Source organism: Vibrio sp. Vb1026, from assembly GCF_033338745.1.
Classification (GTDB): domain Bacteria; phylum Pseudomonadota; class Gammaproteobacteria; order Enterobacterales; family Vibrionaceae; genus Vibrio; species Vibrio alginolyticus.
Genome location: NZ_JAWOTH010000067.1, coordinates 1 through 1,661 on the forward strand (window position 1 = coordinate 1; position 1,661 = coordinate 1,661).

A 1,661-nucleotide genomic window follows, 5' to 3' on the forward strand; every position below is an offset into this window, starting at 1 on the left:
CCGACTAACTCTGCTGACTTTACCATTCTTTATTACCGCGTGTGGTGCGGAAGAAAGTCAGGCAAAAACCGAAACTCCTGCACAACAGGCTGCGCCAACTGCGCAACAACACTTTGATGAAGCGGCGCTAAAAGCGAAGTTCTCGAAACTAGGTCTGTCTATTATTGATATTCAACCTTCAGATGTGGCGGGCCTGCTAGAAATTCAAACCAACGGCGGCATATTGTTTGCGTCAAACAATGGCGATCACTTTATTGCAGGTACGCTATACGCGATTGATGACAACGGCGGTTACAAAGACGTACTTGCAGAACGCCAAGCGCCTTTGAATGCTGAGAAAATTGCCAAGTTTGCAGACAGCATGATCGAATACAAAGCGGACAACGAAAAGTACGTGGTGACTGTGTTTACTGACATCACTTGTGGCTACTGTGTTCGTCTGCATAACCAAATGCAGGGCTACAATGATCTAGGTATTACTGTGCGTTACATGGCATACCCTCGCCAAGGTGCGACAGGGCCTGTTGCTGAGCAAATGGCAACGATTTGGTGTGCAGAAGATCCAAAAGCGGCGATGCATAACGCGAAAGTGAGCCGTACTTTCGATAATCCAGCAAAAGATCTTGAACAATGTAAAGAGACCATCCAAGCGCACTACAACGTTGGTCGTCAGTTAGGTATTTCAGGTACACCTGCAATCTTCCTTCCAAACGGTGAGATGGTTGGTGGTTACTTACCGCCAGCTGAACTACTGAAACGTTTAGAGCAACTGTAATCCTTTAAGGAGCAGAGCCGACGCAATAGTCGGCTCTTTTCAAGCATGATAGAAATTCAACGACGTCCCGAACCGGATCTTTCCCTTCTCCCAGATTCCATTCCTCCGATCTTAAAACGCATTTACATCAATCGCGGTATTACTGACATCGCGCAGCTAGAAACCTCTGCTCGTGGATTGCATTCGTACCAAAAGCTTGGCGGCATTGAGCAGGCGGTTGAGTTATTGTTCCAAGCGATTCAAGAGCAAAAACGCATCATCGTGGTGGGTGACTTTGACGCAGATGGCGCAACGAGTTCTGCTCTTTCTGTATTGGCATTGCGTATGCTTGGCAGCAATAACGTCGATTACTTGGTGCCGAACCGCTTTGAAGATGGCTACGGTTTGAGCCCAGAGGTGGTCGATCAAGCATTGGAACTTGGCGCAGAAATGATCATGACGGTCGACAATGGCGTATCGTCGATTGAAGGTGTGCGCTACGCCAAAGAAAATGGCATTACCGTATTGGTGACAGACCACCATTTGCCAGGACAAGTTCTGCCAGAAGTGGATGCGATGGTGAACCCAAACCTCGACAGTTGTGCGTTTCCTTCTAAAGCGTTGGCTGGCGTTGGTGTGGCGTTCTATCTGATGATGGCGTTGTGTGTCCACATGCGCAAACACAACTGGTTTGCTCAGCAAGGCATGCAAGAGCCGAAACTGATGGAGCTGATCGACCTTGTCGCACTGGGCACTGTTGCTGATGTTGTGCCGCTTGATGAGAACAACCGAATTCTGGTGCATCAAGGTTTGCAGCGTATTCGTGCGGGGAAAGCGCGCCCAGGTATTCAGGCACTGATTGAAGTGGCGAAACGCGATGCGCGACGTTTGGTGGCATCGGACTTCG

The 1,661-nt window shown here is 49.1% G+C and carries 2 protein-coding genes; both read left to right on the plus strand.

Going from position 1 to position 1,661, the window contains the following annotated elements:
- The coding region (gene dsbC, locus R7E47_RS24190) for a bifunctional protein-disulfide isomerase/oxidoreductase DsbC (RefSeq protein ID WP_318085201.1) at positions 1-775 on the plus strand (775 nt) is incomplete at its 5' end.
- Between the two features lie 45 nt (positions 776-820).
- Positions 821-1,661, plus strand: an 841-nt coding sequence (locus R7E47_RS24195) for a DHH family phosphoesterase (RefSeq protein WP_318085203.1), incomplete at its 3' end; no start/stop codon positions are given.